Source organism: Sphingosinithalassobacter sp. LHW66-3 (assembly GCF_050703275.1).
Classification (GTDB): Bacteria; Pseudomonadota; Alphaproteobacteria; order Sphingomonadales; family Sphingomonadaceae; genus Sphingomonas.
Window position 1 is genome coordinate 1196266 of record NZ_CP193482.1, and the last position, 15163, is coordinate 1211428.

16 protein-coding genes are annotated in these 15163 nt (G+C 66.5%); 6 read left to right on the forward strand and 10 right to left on the reverse strand.

Annotated elements, in window-relative coordinates; translation table 11 throughout:
* Positions 1-8 precede the first annotated feature (8 nt).
* A complete protein-coding gene (locus ACQ450_RS05570; protein ID WP_431470827.1) occupies positions 9-1250 on the reverse strand; it encodes an Nramp family divalent metal transporter in 1242 nt (413 codons plus the stop codon).
* 309 nt (positions 1251-1559) lie between these two features.
* Here ACQ450_RS05570 and ACQ450_RS05575 point away from each other — a divergent pair, with 309 nt between their 5' ends.
* Complete coding sequence (locus tag ACQ450_RS05575) at positions 1560-2159, forward strand: GAF domain-containing protein (RefSeq protein WP_431470828.1); 600 nt, start codon at positions 1560-1562, stop codon at positions 2157-2159.
* Between the two features lie 83 nt (positions 2160-2242).
* Here the strand turns inward: ACQ450_RS05575 and ACQ450_RS05580 are convergent, their stop codons facing one another.
* The 3 genes from ACQ450_RS05580 to ACQ450_RS05590 form a co-directional block, all read right to left on the reverse strand.
* Positions 2243-2641, reverse strand: a complete 399-nt coding sequence (locus ACQ450_RS05580) for a DUF2382 domain-containing protein (RefSeq protein ID WP_431470829.1) — start codon at positions 2639-2641, stop codon at positions 2243-2245.
* A gap of 106 nt (positions 2642-2747) precedes the next feature.
* Complete coding sequence (locus ACQ450_RS05585) at positions 2748-3434, reverse strand: DUF2382 domain-containing protein (protein ID WP_431470830.1); 687 nt, start codon at positions 3432-3434, stop codon at positions 2748-2750.
* Positions 3435-3475: 41 nt separating this feature from the next.
* Positions 3476-3952 carry a hypothetical protein gene (locus ACQ450_RS05590; RefSeq protein WP_431470831.1) on the reverse strand — a complete coding sequence of 159 codons (477 nt, stop codon included), beginning with the start codon at positions 3950-3952 and terminating at the stop codon, positions 3476-3478.
* A gap of 482 nt (positions 3953-4434) precedes the next feature.
* On the opposite strand from ACQ450_RS05590, the gene ACQ450_RS05595 reads away from it, so the two are divergent.
* On the forward strand, positions 4435-5124 hold the full coding sequence (locus tag ACQ450_RS05595) for a hypothetical protein (protein WP_431470832.1): 690 nt from the start codon (positions 4435-4437) through the stop codon (positions 5122-5124).
* A 60-nt stretch (positions 5125-5184) separates the two neighbouring features.
* Here the strand turns inward: ACQ450_RS05595 and gatB are convergent, their stop codons facing one another.
* The 6 genes from gatB to ACQ450_RS05625 are packed head-to-tail and all read right to left on the reverse strand — an operon-like array spanning position 5185 to position 11012.
* Positions 5185-6693: an Asp-tRNA(Asn)/Glu-tRNA(Gln) amidotransferase subunit GatB gene (gatB, locus tag ACQ450_RS05600; RefSeq protein ID WP_431470833.1), complete on the reverse strand. Its 1509-nt coding sequence runs from the start codon at positions 6691-6693 to the stop codon at positions 5185-5187.
* Positions 6686-7096 carry a type II toxin-antitoxin system VapC family toxin gene (locus ACQ450_RS05605; protein WP_431470834.1) on the reverse strand — a complete coding sequence of 137 codons (411 nt, stop codon included), beginning with the start codon at positions 7094-7096 and terminating at the stop codon, positions 6686-6688. The genes gatB and ACQ450_RS05605 overlap by 8 nt, the downstream gene beginning before the upstream one ends.
* Positions 7093-7377, reverse strand: coding sequence for an AbrB/MazE/SpoVT family DNA-binding domain-containing protein (locus ACQ450_RS05610; protein ID WP_431470835.1), 285 nt, complete (start codon positions 7375-7377; stop codon positions 7093-7095). The genes ACQ450_RS05605 and ACQ450_RS05610 overlap by 4 nt, the downstream gene beginning before the upstream one ends.
* Before the next feature lie 33 nt (positions 7378-7410).
* Positions 7411-8895, reverse strand: coding sequence for an Asp-tRNA(Asn)/Glu-tRNA(Gln) amidotransferase subunit GatA (gatA, locus tag ACQ450_RS05615; protein ID WP_431470836.1), 1485 nt, complete (start codon positions 8893-8895; stop codon positions 7411-7413).
* On the reverse strand, positions 8892-9179 hold the full coding sequence (gatC, locus tag ACQ450_RS05620; protein ID WP_188055710.1) for an Asp-tRNA(Asn)/Glu-tRNA(Gln) amidotransferase subunit GatC: 288 nt from the start codon (positions 9177-9179) through the stop codon (positions 8892-8894). The genes gatA and gatC overlap by 4 nt, the downstream gene beginning before the upstream one ends.
* A 39-nt stretch (positions 9180-9218) precedes the next feature.
* Positions 9219-11012, reverse strand: coding sequence for a DUF4153 domain-containing protein (locus ACQ450_RS05625; RefSeq protein WP_431470837.1), 1794 nt, complete (start codon positions 11010-11012; stop codon positions 9219-9221).
* Positions 11013-11153: 141 nt separating this feature from the next.
* Here ACQ450_RS05625 and ACQ450_RS05630 point away from each other — a divergent pair, with 141 nt between their 5' ends.
* The 4 genes from ACQ450_RS05630 to ACQ450_RS05645 all read left to right on the forward strand — a co-directional run bounded on the left by ACQ450_RS05630 (position 11154) and on the right by ACQ450_RS05645 (position 15152).
* A complete protein-coding gene (locus tag ACQ450_RS05630; protein ID WP_431470838.1) occupies positions 11154-12260 on the forward strand; it encodes a DUF3089 domain-containing protein in 1107 nt (368 codons plus the stop codon).
* Positions 12261-12278: 18 nt separating this feature from the next.
* Positions 12279-12752: a Holliday junction resolvase RuvX gene (ruvX, locus tag ACQ450_RS05635; RefSeq protein WP_431470839.1), complete on the forward strand. Its 474-nt coding sequence runs from the start codon at positions 12279-12281 to the stop codon at positions 12750-12752.
* Positions 12753-12894: 142 nt separating this feature from the next.
* The gene (locus ACQ450_RS05640) at positions 12895-13860 is read left to right on the forward strand and encodes a hypothetical protein (protein ID WP_431470840.1); all 966 of its coding nucleotides are present in this window, start codon (positions 12895-12897) and stop codon (positions 13858-13860) included.
* Between the two features lie 50 nt (positions 13861-13910).
* Positions 13911-15152: an MFS transporter gene (locus ACQ450_RS05645; RefSeq protein ID WP_431470841.1), complete on the forward strand. Its 1242-nt coding sequence runs from the start codon at positions 13911-13913 to the stop codon at positions 15150-15152.
* The last annotated feature ends 11 nt before the right edge of the window (positions 15153-15163 follow it).

Sequence of the window (15163 nt, forward strand, 5' to 3'; positions counted from 1 at the left end):
ACGCGCCGTCAGCCGCGTACCAGCTCCCACAGCTGCTGACCGCACAGCGCGACGAACAGCAAGGCGGCGATGGCCAGCACACCGTTGCTCAGCCAGCCGCTGCGCCCCTCGACCGGCATGTCGCGCCGGTTGAGCAGCAACAGCAGCGTCACCGCCAGGAATGGCATGAAGAAGGCGCCGAACGCACCATAGAGGATGACGAGGAAGAAGGGCCGGTCGAGGAACAGCAGCGCCATCGGCGGGAAGGTGAGCCAGAGCAGATAGGCACGGAACGGCAGGCTGCCCTCGCCTTCGGCGGACGATGCCGTGCCGCGTGAGTGGGCGACGAAATCGGCGAACATCAGGCTCACCCCGTGCCACACGCCCAGCAGCGAGGAAAAGGCGCTGGCGGCGAAGCCCAGCAGAAAGACTATGGCGATCGGGCGCCCGAACCGCTCGGCGAGGATATCACCCAGATCAAGCAGCCCGCGATCTCCCGAGGAAAGCGCGACCTGCGCCCCGTACAGCAGCTCGGCGCCGACGATCAGCATCGCGATCACGAACAGGCCGGTGACGATATAGGCGACGTTATTGTCGAGCCGCATCACGCCCATCCATGCGGGGCCGCGCCAGCCCTTGGCATCGACCCAGTAGCCATAGGCGGCGGTGGTGATCGTGCCGCCGACGCCGCCGATCAGCGCCAGCGTGTAGAAAAGCGATCCCTGCGGCACGCTGGGCGCGAGGCCGGCGATTACTTCGGGCAAGCGCGGGGCGACCAGGATGGCGAGCCCGATCATCACGACGAACATCACCGCGACGAGCAGCTTCATCGCGGCTTCGAACACCAGATAGCGGTTGAACCAGACGAACAGGAAGCCGCTGAGCCCGGCGACAACCGCCCAGCCCCAGAGCGGCAGCACCGGGAACAGCGCGGCGAGCGGCAGCGCCGTCGCGCTCATCGCCGTGGCGCCGTAGATGAATCCCCAGACGAGGACATAGGCGCCGAAATACCAGCCGGTCCATCGCCCCAGCGACCGCCAGCCCTGAAACAACGTGCTGCCGGTGGCGAGATGATAGCGCGCCGCCCCTTCCGCCAGCGCGATCTTGACCACGCACCCGATCACCGCCGCCCACAGCAGCGCGTAGCCGAAGCGCGAGCCCGCGATCAGCGTGGCGACGAGATCGCCCGCACCCACTCCGGTGGCAGCGGCGACGATTCCGGGGCCGATGTAGCGCCAGCGGGCGGCGGTAGGCGTGTTGGGATCGCGCATGCGATCCGGGTAGCCGAAACCACGCCGCGCGTCGCGGCCTAGCTATGCGGGCGGCTGGAGGCGCGGCGCGGCCGGGCAGCACGGCCGCTCCGACCTTCTCAGCAGATGCCGCGGCGCCGGCTTGCGCCCGTCGCGCCGGGGCTGCGCATGGCCGTTGCGATTCCAGAAGGTTATGGTAATATTTCAATAACTTCCAACGCCGCATTCTATCGCAGCGCCAGTCTCCATCTCCGTCGTCGAGGCCATATGGACGTGAACCAGAATGACAGCGCACACGCGAGACTCGCCGAGGCTCGTCGGCAAGTACGCGTGCTGACGAGCGGCGTGTTCGGCATGCAGGGCGATCCCGAACTCTCCCAGATCGTCGAACAGGCCGCGAAGACGACCGACTTTCCATTCGCCGCGGTGTCCATCGTGGATCGGTCCCGGCTGTGGCTCGCGGTCGCCTATGGCTTCGACCCGCGAGAATTTCCTCGGCCGAACAGCTTTTGCGACGCGGCGATCCAGGTTCCGGGCTTTGCCCCGCTGTGCGTCTCCGACGCGTGGTGCGAGCCACGCTTCAAATTCGCTCCCGCGGTGATCGAAATGAACGTGCGCGCCTATTATGCGGTGCCGCTGGTCACCAGCGACGGTTTCGCCCTCGGCACGCTCTGCCTGTTGGACCAGAAGCCGCGGACGGTGGACGCGACGGCGCTGGGGCTGATGACGGCACTTGCAAGCAGCGCCACCGCAGCGATCGATCGCGAACGCAATGCCGTGGCGCATGCCCGATACGCGATCAATGAGCTTTCCACGCGCATCCGCTTCGCCGTTGCCGACGAAGACGATGCGATGGTGGAACTGCTCGACGAGGAGCTTCGCAAGATGGAAGCGAAGCTGCAACCGAGCTGGCAGGCGCAGGCCAGGTAGGCAGTCGATCGGTCGGGGCGGGACAGCAGCGGCGAAGGCGACGCGCCGGAAGAGCCCCGATCTGGGGGATGACGTGCGGCCGCCTATTCCTCGTCGATCTCGACGATAGTCCGACGCTGTTCGACTTCGGCCTCGAACTTCTCGGACGAGCGCTCCCGCTTGAGATGTATCTCCTCGACCAGCACCAGTTCGCGCACGACCCTGATCCGCTCCTCTACCACGGGCAGCACGGTGGTTCCGCCTTCTTCCCGGATGTCGGGAATCTCGGTGACCACCCTGCCCACCTTGTGCCGCTCGACCGACACGGTCTCACGGCTCAGGGATTCACTCAGCTTCACGGTTTCGGATACGGGCCGCGTGCGCACGGTGACTGTGCGTCCGGCGATCACGCGCTTTTCGATCCGCGCGCGCTCCTCGACGACCGGGATGATCTCTTCCTCGACCACGGTGCGTTCGCCCGTGGTCGTCTGCTTGTCCTTCATGGCGAACCAGATCCTTCCTTTGCAGCCGCGCCCGGTGCTCCGGACACAAGAACGGGGCCGTTCGCGCAGTGCGACCGGCCCCGCCATCAGGTCGTCAAACCCACACTCAGGTCCGGTCGTCGTGCCGGCGGGTACCCTTCTCCACGTCGACATCGGTCTTGCGCACCGTCTCGGTGACTCGGTCGACCTTGTCCTCGGCAGTCTTGCGAACGACGACCTCGTCGGTGACGACCGCATCCTTCGCGACGACGGCCTCCTCGTCGCGTTCGGTCATCGAGACGGTCCGATCGCCCTCGTTCAGCAGAGCCTCGGCCCGTTCGGAACTGACCCGCTCGTTCACCGGGCGCTTCTCGACGCTCACGCTCTCGTCGCGCAGGTGGACATCTTCGCTCACCGTCTCGGCATGAACGCCTTTGTGTACGGTGATGACGTCGCCGCCGCTGGCCACACGCTTGCCGATCGCGACACGCTCTTCGACGACCGGAATGCGCTCTTCCTCGACCACCGCGGCCGAACCATATTGATTGTCCCGAGCGGCAAAGGCGCGGGCCGCTTCGCCATAAACCACGACATTGTCATGAATTTCGAGCGGCTCGACGGCGCAGCAGCGCCCGTCTTCAAGGCGCACCGCCACCACGCGATCATGGTCTGGGCCGACCAGCAGATCGTCGATCACACCAAACTGGCGACCTTCAGGGCTGACCAAGGGGTAACCGCGAATATCCTGCGACTTGTGCTCGAGCTTGTAGTTGGAAAGACTGTCAAGCTTTTCGTAGCGGCGATCATGTCTCATGTTTAATTCCTCGATTCATTTTGGGGCTGGGCAGGCTATTCTCAGTTGCGCTCCATGATCTCCAGCGAGTCCGCAAAGATGTAGCTGGACATGCCCGAGGGGACGGTTGCATCGACACCGTCCGGCAGCGGCTGGCTCGCAGCCATCACGCGGCCTTCCAGCGCAATCGTCTGGCCCGGATTGATGTCGTACTCGCCTTCGGTCGCGTCGCCCGGCGTGGGTTCCTGATTGAATACGACAAAGGCTTGACGCCCCTGCGATTCACCCATGAACGACATGTCGCCGGTCAACTCGGTCACGCGGAAATCGTTCAGGTCGACTTGCTGCCCGACGACGAAGGGTTGAACGGCGGCGGTCGTATTGACCTGCTCGACCGCTACGTCTTCGGCGACATAGGGAGTGGCCTCTTCGTCGCTGCCGAGCAGCCACCACAGCAGCAATCCGATCAGCAACACAGCCAGCAGGATCCACACCCAACCGGGGATTCCTGATTTCTTCTCAACGGGGATCTCAGCCATCGACTTTCGCTCCTTTGGAATTTTCCGTGGGATAAAAGTCGAAAGGATAGCGACAGCTTTGGTTCCGGAGTTCACGCAAACTAAAATGCGCGATCTAAGTAGTTGCCCCTCCAGCGATCTACTTGAAAGCAGTGGTTCCGTTATGGGAACGCACGGATTTGACAGCCGCAACGCCCGCAGATCAACATCCCATTACTCGTTCCGCAGGTGAAACGGGCAAGCAAGAACCGCGAATTGGTTGTTCGGGTGCACGCGCCGCTTATGCCACGCCGGGATCAATGCGCTTTCCAGGCGCGTCCGATCCGCCGTCGCCGATCATCGAAAGTACAGTATCCGTCGCCAGCGGATTCGATCCTGTCTCCCGGAGGCGACTCGCCATTGCTTCAGTATTTGCCATAGTTGCGCCGGTCGCATCTGATTCGCATACCGGAAAAATAGTGCCGCCGGGTGCGATTGGTCACGGAAACGCGATGGGAGGCACCATGAAGAATCTGATCCCGCTTTGCTCGGCCCTAGCATTGGCCGGCTGCGCTACGGTTGCACCGCCGCCGCCGGCTGCAACTGGATTTGAAGGCAACTATGTTTCGGTCCGCGACTATCTTCTCCGCAGCGAACCATTGCAGTTCGATCGTACACAGGCCTTCGTCATCCTGGACGATGACGACCGCGGCCGGAACATGAAGATCTGCCGCGCCTTCGAACGCCTGGTGAGCGCCGAAGATGCCGCCCAGATCATGCCCGAGCATGTTCCGGTCGAGACTCACTGGATGCTGAACGCGACACAGGTGCCGTCCGGCGATCTCGACGCGAAATGCGGGGCGATGATCGACCAGTTCGATCGCACACGGGCGAACGCTCTGCTCACCAAATACGGTCTCGAACGCAGTACTGCCTATCTGCTCGCGCTCGACGGGCAGGACCGGGCATTCTATCTCGATATCGACAGCGGTAGTCAGGCGCAGCTCGATGTGGCGATGGCAGAGTGGTTCAGCGCCGCCGCAAAGTCCCCGGATTCCGAGGGAGAGAAGCTGCAGGACATCGCCACCCAGATTGCATCACGCCTCTGCGCCACCAGCGTGCTGAACTGGCTGCCGAACTGGGCGGGTCAGGTCATTGGCCTGATCTGGCGTGACGGCGAGTGCCAGGCGCCGGCAACCGCCCGCCAGACCTGATGCAAACCATCCTGTCGGAGGCGGGCGCAACGTGCAGTCCGCCTCCGACAAATGCTCTGCCTACCCCAGCGCCTTCTTCAGCAGCTCGTTGACGACCGCGGGGTTCGCCTTGCCGCTCATCGCCTTCATCGTCTGACCGACGAAGAAGCCGAACAGCTTGTCCTTGCCGCCGCGATAGTCGGCGACCTTGTCCGGGTTGGCGTCGAGCACTTTGGCGATCTCGGCCTCGATCGCGCCGGTATCGCTGGTCTGCTTCATCCCGCGATCTTCGACGATCTTGCCCGGGGCGTCGCCGGTCTCCAGCATGATCTCGAACACCTGCTTGCCCAGCGTGTTCGAGATGGTGCCGTCGGCGATCAGGCCGAGCAACTCGGCGCCCTGCTCGGGGCTGACCGGGCTCTCGTCGATGCTCTTGCCGAGGCGGTTGAGCGCGCCGAACAGGTCGGAAATCAGCCAATTCGACGCCGCGCGCGCGACTTCGGGCTCGCCCTTCTTCTGGATGCGCGCGCTTTCGGCGAGCAGCGCCTCGAACCAGCGGGCGGTGTCGGCGTCTGCGGTCAGCACCGCGGCGTTGTAGGCGCTCAGCCCCATCTCGCTCTCGTAGCGGCGGCGCTTGGCGTCGGGCAGCTCGGGCAGGCTGGCGCGGCATTCCTCGAGGAATGCGTCGTCCAGCTCGAGCGGCAGCAGGTCGGGATCGGGGAAGTAGCGATAGTCGTGCGCGTCTTCCTTCGACCGCATCGACCGGGTCTCGCCCTTGTCGGGATCGAACAGGCGCGTTTCCTGAACGATCTTGCCGCCGCTTTCGAGCACTTCGACCTGGCGGCGCGCTTCGCTTTCGATCGCCTGCATGACGAAGCGGACCGAGTTGACGTTCTTCGTCTCGGTGCGCGTGCCGAACTCGGCGCCGGGCTTGCGCACGCTGACGTTGACGTCCGCACGCATCGATCCCTGGTCCATATTGCCATCGCAGCTGCCGACATAGCGCAGGATCGAGCGCAGCTTGGACAGATACGCCCCCGCCTCGACCGGCGAGCGCATGTCGGGACGGCTGACGATCTCCATCAGCGCGACGCCTGAGCGGTTGAGATCGACATAGGAGCGCGTGGGATGCTGATCGTGCATCAGCTTGCCCGCGTCCTGCTCGACATGGATGCGCTCGATCCCGATCGTCTTGGTTGGCGACTCCGGGTCCTTCTCGTCGAGCTGAACGTCGATCGCGCCTTCGCCGACGATCGGGTGATAGAGCTGGCTGATCTGATAGCCCTGCGGCAGATCGGCGTAGAAGTAGTTCTTGCGGTCGAACCGACTGTATTTGTTGATCGCCGCGCCCAGCGCCATGCCGGTGCGCACCGCCTGGCGGATGCACTCGCGGTTGGGCACGGGCAGCATCCCCGGCATCGCGGCGTCGACCAGCGACACCTGCGTATTCGGTTCGGCGCCGAATTCGGTCGAGGCACCGGAGAAGAGCTTGGCGTGCGAGGTGACCTGCGCATGGACCTCGAGGCCGATCACGACCTCCCATTCGCCGGTGTCGCCATGGATACGGTAGGGTGCGGTTGCGTCAGCCATTCTCGGTCTCGGGTGTGATGAGCGTGAGGTCGGGAAAGTAGCGGCGATAATAGCTTGGGTCGCGCGTGGCGAGCGGAACGTTGCGGGAGACGGCATGCGCGCCGATCAGGAAGTCGCCCAATAGCTTCTCTCGCTTGCCCCCGGCGGCCCGATAGGCCGCTTGCGCGCGCCCAGCACGACAACCGCCAACGGCGTCGAAATCGACTGGCCGGACGCCAAGCCGCCCGAGCTTGCCGACGATGTCCGCGTCACTGCTCCTTTGCGCTGCAAGTTCGGCGACCACGATCGTGCTTGCCGTCACGCCACCGCTTGCCGTGCCTTTCGCCATGACGCGGACTGCCCAGTTGAACCATGGCGAAGTGGGCGTGACGAGGTCGATGACGACATTCGTGTCGATCATCATGTCAGCGAGGGGTCCTCACCACCGCGCAGTTCCCTGACATATTCGACCGAATCGATTCCTTCCGGGAAGAAGCCCGCCCACTCGGCCGCCTTTTCGCGAAAGCGCTGCAACGTCGCGTCGAAATCCTCTGCCGGCTGAGTTGCCGGCTTGCGGATCACCGCCTCCCCAGCTTCGTTCCAAACGAACTCGACCGGCTCATGCGGCTTCAGGCCGAGCGCATCGCGCACGTCCTTGGGAATTGTGACCTGACCCTTGACAGTCATCCGGCTCTGCTTGCCCATAGCCGAAGTATTACCATTTCACGGTAATACTGTCTACCACCAAGCCTCCGGCCGCGCGGTGAAACCTGCACGCTGCTCGATTGCGAGCCCCGCGTTCAGCACGCCCTGCTCGTCGAGCGGCTTGCCGATGATCTGGAGGCCGAGCGGCAGCCCCTGCTTGTCGAGCCCGCCCGGCACGCTCATCGCGGGCAGCCCGGCGAGGCTGCTCGGCACGGTGAACACGTCGTTCAAGTACATCGCCAGCGGATCGGCCGATTTCTCGCCCAGCGCGAATGCCGCGCTCGGCGCGGTCGGAGTGAGCAGATAGTCGCACTGCATCCAGGCGTTCTCGAAATCGCGCGCGATCAGCGTGCGCACCTTCTGCGCCTGGGTGTAATAGGCGTCGTAGAAGCCCGCCGAGAGGACATAGGTGCCGATCAGGATGCGGCGCTTCACTTCGTCGCCGAAGCCGGCGGCGCGCGTGACGGCGTACATTTCCTGCAGGTTCGCGCCCTCGGGCAGCTCGCGCAGCCCGTAGCGCACGCCATCGTAGCGCGCGAGGTTCGACGAGGCCTCGGCCGGGGCGATGATGTAATAGGCCGGCAGCGCGTATTTGGTGTGCGGCAGGCTGACCTCGACGATCTCGGCCCCCGCGTCCTTCATCCAGTCGATACCCTGCTGCCACAGCGCATCGATCTCGGACGGCATGTTCTCGACGCGATATTCCTTCGGAATGCCGATGCGCTTGCCCTTGAGGTCGGCGTTCAGCCCGGCTTCCCACTGCGGCACCGGCAGGTCGAGCGAAGTCGCGTCCTTGGGGTCGAACCCGGACATCGCCTCGAGCAGGATCGCGCAGTCGCGCACGTCGCGTGCCATCGGCCCCGCCTGATCCAGCGAGCTGGCGAAGGCGACCACGCCCCAGCGCGAGCAGCGGCCATAGGTGGGCTTGATCCCCGCGATGCCGACGAACGCCGCCGGCTGGCGGATCGAGCCGCCGGTGTCGGTGCCGGTCGCCCCCGGGCAGAGCCGCGCCGCGATCGCCGCCGCGCTGCCGCCCGACGAGCCGCCGGGGGCGAGCGGCGCATTGTCGCCGCCGCCGCGCCGCCAGGGCGAAATGACGTTGCCGAAATAGCTCGTCTCGTTCGACGAACCCATCGCGAACTGATCGAGGTTGAGCTTGCCCAGCATCCCCGCGCCGGCATCCCACAGATGCTGGCTGACGGTGGATTCATAAGGCGGCACGAAGCCCTCGAGAATGTGACTGGCGGCGGTGGTCTGCACCCCCTTGGTGCAGAACAGGTCCTTCATCCCGATCGGCACGCCGGCGAGCGGCTTGAGCGTCTCGCCCGCGGCGCGCGCGGCGTCGGCGGCCCTGGCGGCGTCGAGCGCATGCTCGGGCGTTTCGACGATGAAGGCGTTGAGCGATTTCGCCTCGGCGACCGCAGCGGTGAACGCCTCCGCGATTTCGACCGCGGAGAAGCTGCCGTCGCGCACCCCGTCGCGGATCGCGGCGATACCCAGATCGGTAAGCTCGGTCATTCGACCACCTTCGGCACGGTGAAGAAGCCATGCTCGCCCTGCGGCGCGTTCGCGAGCACTGCGTCGCGGCGATCACCGTCGGTCACCACGTCGGCGCGCAGGCGCAGCGTGTTGGCAATGACGGCGGTCGTCGGCTCGACGGCGGAGGTATCCACCTCGCCCAGCTGCTCGACCCAGCCGAGGATGTTGTTCAGCTCCGGAGTCAGCCGCTCGGCCTCCTCGTCGGTGATGGCGATGCGCGCGAGGCTGGCTACCTTGCGCACGGTGTTCTGATCGACGGACATGCCCGCGCGGCTAGCACCCCGCGCGCGCCCCGCGCAATTCTATTCGAACGCCTTGCCCACCGGCTGGCCGCCGACGAAAAGCTGGCGGCGTGTCACGGTGCGCACCTCGATGTCACCGCGCGCATAGCCCTGCGCACGTGCCGCCTGGGCCGCGGGGCTCGCGTCCGTCGCATCGGCGGGGTTCGTCACCTGCCAGTTCCCCTCGCGCAAGGCGAAGTGGCGCGGTGCCGCGCAATCCGCAAGCGGCGCTATGCTGTGGAGGCGGGACTTCACCGGGCTCGCCTCAGCGCGTTCCGGTTCGGGACGCGCGTAGCAGGACTCGAGCAGGACCATCGCACGTTCGGCTCCCGCCTCGTACAGCAGCGTGCAGCGTTGCTCCGTGTTCCGTCCACAGGCATCCCAGCCGGCAAGTGCCTCCGCCAATCCCTCCGGCAGCGGCACTTCGCGCGGCAGGATCCGGATTCGCGATTCGATCGATTGCGCCGCCAGCTCGGCTGCCTGATCCTCGGCGAGAAGCCAGCGATTGTCCGATTCCAGCGCCGCCTGCGCCCGCTCGCGGGCCTCAGCGGGACCCTGGGCAGCGATCCGCTCCAGCGCGGCACGTCCCGGCCGGCCGAAATCATAGGCGAGCGCCGCCCAGTCGAACTTCTCCGGCGGAATCGCTCCCGCTTCGAGCCGCGCGATCTGGTCGCGCGTGGCGAGCAGGTTGAAGCTCACGAGCGGAGTCGCGAGCAGCAGCGCAAGCGCGCACACGCCGAGTGCCAGCCGGAGATTCGCCGGGCGCAGATGGCCCGCCCAGCCTCCGCGCCCGCGCACCAGCGCCGACAGATAGGCGAGGCCATAGGCGGTCGCGATCGCCACGAACGTGACTGCCCACAGCCGCTCGGGCGTGAGGCCATATTGGCCGATGCGCAGCCCGGTCGCGATCGCGGCGAGCACCGCCAGCGGCAGCATCGCCACTCCCAGTGCCATCGCGCCCCAGCGCAACGGTCGCGCACGCGACTCTTCCTCGGGCGCGTTGCCGATCACGGCATTCACCAGCACCAGCGCGCCGATCACGCAGGTGAGCAGGATCGCCGTCGGCACCCGCGTCGCGTCCCACAGCGCGCCCAGGCCAGTGAACGGCAGCGCGGCGAGAAACAGGAGCAGGCCGATCCCAAGGACCGGCGCGAGCACCGCCAGCACCGTCGCGACCACGCGCTGGAGGAGATGCACCGTCGGGTCGCGCTCGCGCAGGACGCCGAGTGCGGTTCCGAACGCCAGCCCGACCAGCGCGCGCCAGACGATCGCCTCGCCGGTCAGGTCGCCGATCCATTCGATGCCGATCAGCCGGAAGAGCTGATCGAGGAGGAGCAGGAGCAGGACGACGACGCCGACGAAAGCCCAGGCGGCGCACCACAGCACAACATTGGTCCAGGCGTGATCGTGCACCGACGCATAGGGAAAGCGCCAGCCGCCCGAGTCGCGTGCCGCCTGAAACAGCGGCGCCGCGATCGCGACTGCCAGCGCCAGGCTGATCATCCGCCACGCCTCGCCCGCTTCCCAGCCGGTCGGCGCGCCGTTCCACCACGTCACCAGCGCCGCGACCACCGCCGCCGCGAATGCGAACAGCAGCGCGGCGATCCAGGACCGCCGCTCCAGCGTGAATCCGATCAGCCCCGCGATTGCGACGATGAAGACCGTGGCGGCAGCTTCGATCCGGCCAATGCCCGGCTCCGGTGCATCGCCGAGCACGAGATGGCACAGAATTCCGGCAACCAGTCCGATCGCCGCCAGGATCAGCGGGCGGGCGGGCCAATCGCGTTCGTCCTGTATCGGAGTCGAATCGTTCATGTTCGCGGGTCCTCCCCAGTCGTGGCATCGGGCCGGAGCGTGTCTCGGTCAATCATGGTTGCGCTGCCAGCAATCGGCGGGCACGGGAACGAAGTTGCACCCGCATCGGTTTTTGTTGCATTGCACAATGGAGAGTGCCGGTTGGCCCGGAAGTTCCTCTACGGGATAGCGATCCTGATCATGCTCGCACTCGCCGCCGCCTTCACCTACCGCTATTGGGGCATGCAGATCATGCGCCAGGCAATGGTGCCGAGCGCCGAATTCACGCCGCTGCCGGAGGCACCGCCCAGCGCCTATGCGCGCGCCGACATGTGGATCGCGCGGCCCGACAAGCCGGGCAATCCCGCGCTCTGGACCCCCGAGGGCTTCCAGCCCGCCGGCGATCCGGCGGCAGCCGTGTTCTTCCTGCATCCCACGTCGTTCCTCGACCGCAGCCGCTGGAACGCGCCGCTCGACGACGCCCGGGCCAACAATTATGCCGAGATCTTCCTGCGCGGACAGGCAAGCGCCTTCAACGAAGTGGGCGCGATCTGGGCTCCGCGCTATCGCCAGGCGACCTTCGGCGCGTTCCTGACGAGCAAGCAGCAGGCGCAGCAGGCGCTCGACTTCGCCTATCGCGACGTGCTCGCCGCCTTCGAGCAGTTCCTCGACGAGGCGGGCGACCGGCCGATCGTCCTCGCCGGGCACAGCCAGGGCGCGCTGCACCTCTCCCGGCTGCTGGCGGAGCGAATCGCGGGCACGCCGCTCGCCGACCGCATCGTCGCAGCCTATGTCGTCGGCTGGCCGGTTTCGGCCACTGCCGATCTTCCGGCGATGGGGCTTCCGGCCTGCGAAGGGCCGGACCAGGCAGGGTGCATCCTTTCGTGGCAGAGCTTTTCGGAGCCGGCGGACCCCTCGCTGATCTTCGACACCTTCGACGCGACGACCGGTTTCACCGGCGCCTCGCGGGCGGGCACGCCGCTGGTGTGCACCAATCCCGTCACCGGGCGCGCCGGCGACAGCGCGCCCGCGCAAGCCAATCTGGGCACGTTGATCCCCGATTCGCGGCTCGCCAACGCGACCATGGTTCCCGGGCGGATTCCCGCGCGCTGCGACGGGCGCGGCATCCTGTTGATCGGCAGCGACGTCCCGGAAATGGGCCCCTATGTGCTTCAGCCGGGCAACAATTATCACGTCTATGACTATAGCCTCTTCTGGGCGAACATCCGCGCGGATGCGGCGCGGCGGCTGGCCGCGTTCGGCGCCTAGCCGCCATCCAGCGCGATCATGGCCGCCTTTGCCCCCACCACCCATGCTTCGGCCTTTCGCGCCGCGCTTCCCGGCGGGGGGCGGCTGCTGGGGCTGGACCTCGGCACCAAGACGATCGGCACCGCCCTGTGCGACGCGGGGTGGAGCTTCGCCAGCCCGGCTCCGCTCATCCGCCGGGCGAAGTTCAGCAAGGACAAGGCGGCGCTTGGCGAACTGATCGGCAAGCAGGTGGTGCAAGGCATCGTCCTGGGCCTGCCGCTCAATCTCGACGGAAGCGAGAGCCCGCGCTCGCAATCGACTCGTGCCTTTGCGCGAAACCTCGCCGAGCTCGAATTGCCGATCCTGTTGTGGGACGAGCGCTGGTCCACCGTCGCCGCCGAGCGCACGCTGATCGAACAGGACGCCAGCCGCGCCAGACGCGCCGAACGGATCGACTCGGTCGCTGCGGCGATCATCCTGCAAGCGGCGATCGATGCACTTGTGCAGTTATGAAGAAATGAGGCTTCCGCTCGATCGAACAGCCTGAAAGACTATTGCCGATCGCATCCTTGTACAAGCTTGTCTTTGCGCGCCCTAACGGGGAAAGATTCGACGACTGCCATCGGTGGTCACCGAGGCGCAAGGGGGGAAGCACATGCGGATCAGGGGAATTCTCGTCGCGGCGGCGGGCATTGCGCTCGTCGCGGCCGGACAGGCTCAGGCACAGCGCTATCGCTGGCATCACGCGGGCAACAACGCCGTAGGCTATGGCGTGCCCCGTACCGACGATCGCGCGCTACTCGTCTCGTGCGACGAGATGGGCAAGGTTTCGATCGTCGGCCCTTGGGAAACGCGTATGTCGCGCCCGATGAGCCGAGTGACGGTGTGGACCGACATCGGCGGGCGGCGCAGCAGCTATTTCGGCGACAGCATGGAGGGCGGCAACGGCTGGCAGTTTCACATCACGCCGCGCCATAACGACAAGCTGTTGCAAGCGCTCGTAAACGGCGAACGCATCAAGATCGGCGAAATGTTCAACATGATCCATGTGGACGCGCGCGGCGGCGAGCGGATGCTGGCGGACGTGATCGCACGCTGCTCGCCCGGCGGTCGCCTTGCGTGGACGCCCACTGCGGCGCCCGCGCCGATGCCCGAGCCCAAGCGCGGCTATCCGCGCCGCCCGGGCCGCCCCCGCTGGGCGCAGAACGAACCGCAGCGGCCCGAGCCGACGCAGGGCGGCGTCGACTATGTCTGGTACCAGGAACCGGGCACGAACAATGTGAGCTACGGCTTTCCCCAGACCGACGACCGACTGATGCGGGCCCAATGCGTTGCGCCCGGCACGGTGCAGTTCACCATGCCCGCGCTCGGCGATGCACGCCCCGGCGACCGCTTCACCATCCTGATGGGAATGGAGGGTTTGGAAGAATATCCGGCGCGCGTCGTCGAGACCGGCAACGGGTTCGAGATGGCAGTGCGGCTGGATTGGGAAGACGTATTCTTCTCCCGACTCGGGCCGCAGGACGTCATCACCATCCGCCGCGGCGAGGACGTGATGGAAGTGCCGGTGGGCCGCGCGCACCAAATGCTCCCCGGGCTGGCATACGACTGCCGCCGCTGAACACGAACACCGGGCTTGGAACGGCGGCGGCGACCAGCCATTGAGGCTGCATGATCGCCGCCGTCCTTCCCGTTCGCGCCTTGCTCGTCGCGATCCTGATGCTGATGGCCGGCGGCGGCTTTCTGGCGACCGAGCTGAGCATCCGGCTGGAAACGGGCGGCAGCCGCGCACTGATGATCGGCGCGGTCGGCATGTCCTATTTCGCCGGACTGACGGCCGGATCGCTGCTGATCGCGCGGCTGATCGAGCGGGTGGGGCACATCCGCACCTTCGCGGCGGTCGCGTCGCTTTTCGCGGCGACGACGCTCGCCTTCGCGCTGCTGCCGGGCGGCCTCGCGTGGATGCCGCTGCGCTTCATCAACGGATTCTGCGCGGCAGGCGTGTTCATCTGCCTCGAGAGCTGGCTGAACGAGCGGGCCGAGCCATCGAGCCGCGGATCGATGCTCGCTGGCTATATGATCGCGCTCTATTCGGGCCAGGCGATCGGCCAGATGCTGCTGACGCTGGACCTGGGCGCGGAGGCGCCGGCCCTCCCCTTTGCGCTCGCGGCGATGCTCATCACCCTCGCCGCGGTGCCCGTGGCGCTGACCCGCATGCCCGCGCCGACGCTCACAAAGGCACGGCCGCTACCGATCTCGGCGCTGTACGCGGTGTCCCCGCTGGGCGTGGTGGGAACGGTCGCGACCGGCCTGATGTTCGGATCCTTCTATGCATTGGGCGCGGTCTATGTGCTGCGCCAGGGAGCCGATATCGCCCAGGCCGCCTGGTTCATGACCGCAGTGATCCTGGGCGGAGTCGCGCTGCAATGGCCGCTCGGCAAGCTGTCGGACCGGTTCGACCGGCGCAAAGTGATCGTCGCGCTCTATGGCAGCACGGTCCTGACGAGCCTCGCGCTCGGCTTCGGCGGCGGAATTGAGGGGCTGCTGCTGCCGCTCGGCGCCGCATTCGGCGGGCTGGGCTTCGCGCTGTATCCGATGTGCGTCGCGCATACGAACGACCATCTCCAGCCCGAGCAGCGTGTGAGCGCCAGCGGCGGGCTGGTGCTCCTCTATTCGATGGGAGCCGCGGTCGGGCCCTTCGCGGCGGGCGGCGCGATCCAGCTTCTGGGCCCCGAGGGGCTGTTCGGCTTCATCGCGCTGTGCGCGGCCGGAACCTCCGGCTTCGGAGTCTGGCGCCAGTGGCATGCCGCTCCCGTTCCCGCCGAAGACCAGCAGCGGTTCCGGATGCTGCCGCGCACCACTCCGATGGTCGCGACGCTCGATCGGGCCGGCGACGAGGAGCGCGCGGCCTGACCATGCTTGCC